We start from the raw sequence: 1,653 nt of genomic DNA, 5'->3' as shown, positions 1-1,653 counted from the left end.
CTCTTCCTGCCTACACAACTCGGCAATGCTGTCCTCGCCGCGTAACCCGGCAAGTACAATGCGGATTTTGTCTTCAGTGGAATAGCGCTTGCGGGCCTTGCGCCGGATATCCATGACCGTGCGTTCTGCAGCAACGCTTGCAGTCTTGGTATTCTGCCCCACATCTCACTCCTGTCGTCATGATCATGGGTCAAAACACTCCCTTATTCAATTCAATCGATCTGTCCAAAGGCGTCGACGGGGAACATTTGGAGAGGTGCGTGAAATCCTTGTTCGCCGTGCTGGGCTTTTTACCCTCATCGACAACACGGTCCATCCACCACTCACGAAGCTTCAATCCGTCATCACGACTTAGCTCATGGACGTTTTTGTCGCCTACAACGGTGATCAGGTTATTGATGGCCTTTTGTCTGGGGTTCTTCCATTTGCGGATTTGGTCGTCACTCTTTCCCAGAAGCAGATCTGGAGTGAGTTCCAGATACTCCTCGTAGAGCCTGGACACCTTCAGGATCGGCTTATCCGCACCGCCTAACAATCCATCAGCAACAACAGAAACTGTTTTGGATTGCTCACCTCAGGGATCACCTCAATACGATTGAGCAGGCCACCTAAAGGCTCTGCAACAACCTCCTCCAATGACAGGTAGGTATACCCCTGCACTTCTGCAAAATTGACTGCAGCCTCATAGTGAGCCTTTGCCCCCTCATGATCTTCTGCAAGCAAAGCCTCCCAGTACGCGACAAGCCTCTCCTCAATAATGAGAGACTTCTTTTGTGCTACATCAGGGCTTTCGGTTTTAAGGGAGAGCTGGATGCATGAACGCGGATCGACAGACGCATATCTTTTAGGAACACGCTTCACAAAATAGTACATTCCACGACTGATCGTATGAGCCATATTCTACCCATCCTACATGCAGTGTTATGTAGCTTAGTCCGCCAGTGTCAAATCACTTTGCGCAACACGCTTTAACCTACTGATTAAGCGTATCTATTCGTATTTTCAAAAAAGGGAAGATGGCGGACACGGAGGGATTCGAACCCTCGAGACCCTTCCGGGCCTACTCCCTTAGCAGGGGAGCGCCTTCGACCACTCGGCCACGTGTCCTTGAGGTGGTTACTACTCACTAACTGACCGTAGTTCAAGGCCGTTTTGATCTTTTTTCAGTTTTTCCCCACGATCTATATTCGTAAGTGCTTGCAAGAACATGCAAGGAACGAAACGTGATTTGCAGGATAATTCAAACAAAACCCAAACAATTCTGTTCTTGGTTTGGTCAAAAGAGCGGAGTTCCCCTGCACTTAAGCGCGACCAGCCAACCGATTGACACAACCATAAGCCGACGATAGCTCTATTTTCTCGTATGATGTGTTTTCATAGGTGAGGAATGAAATTTAGTGCGATTGCTGCGGCTCTTGCATTTTTTACGATGCAGCCTGCCCTAGCCCAAACACCAGTGTTTGTCGGCGACGCCTTATGGACAGAACGGTTGATTTGAGTAAGGGAGTGTTTTGGCCCATGATCATTAGATTAGGAGTGAACAATGGGGCAATACACGAGGACCGCCAGCGCTGCAGCTGAGAAGGCGGTTAAAGACATCCAGCACAAGACCCGAAAGCGCTATTCCACTGAAGACAAGATTCGTATCATTCT

At 49.1% G+C, this 1,653-nt stretch carries 2 protein-coding genes and 1 tRNA gene; all 3 read right to left on the bottom strand.

Going from position 1 to position 1,653, the window contains the following annotated elements:
* Window positions 1-190: 190 nt before the first annotated feature.
* The 3 genes from PsAD37_RS09590 to PsAD37_RS09580 all read right to left on the bottom strand — a co-directional run bounded on the left by PsAD37_RS09590 (window position 191) and on the right by PsAD37_RS09580 (window position 1,107).
* A complete protein-coding gene (locus PsAD37_RS09590; protein ID WP_063295962.1) occupies window positions 191-535 on the bottom strand; it encodes a hypothetical protein in 345 nt (114 codons plus the stop codon).
* Window positions 529-897, bottom strand: coding sequence for a DUF6538 domain-containing protein (locus PsAD37_RS09585; RefSeq protein WP_153039710.1), 369 nt, complete (start codon window positions 895-897; stop codon window positions 529-531). The genes PsAD37_RS09590 and PsAD37_RS09585 overlap by 7 nt, the downstream gene beginning before the upstream one ends.
* Window positions 898-1,017: 120 nt before the next feature.
* A tRNA-Ser gene (locus PsAD37_RS09580) sits at window positions 1,018-1,107 on the bottom strand.
* Window positions 1,108-1,653 lie beyond the last annotated feature (546 nt).

The sequence above is a fragment of the Pseudovibrio sp. Ad37 genome (assembly GCF_001623075.1).
Lineage (GTDB): Bacteria > Pseudomonadota > Alphaproteobacteria > Rhizobiales > Stappiaceae > Pseudovibrio.
The sequence above is the reverse complement of the archived record's forward strand: the minus strand, read 5'-3'. Positions and strand labels throughout refer to the sequence as shown.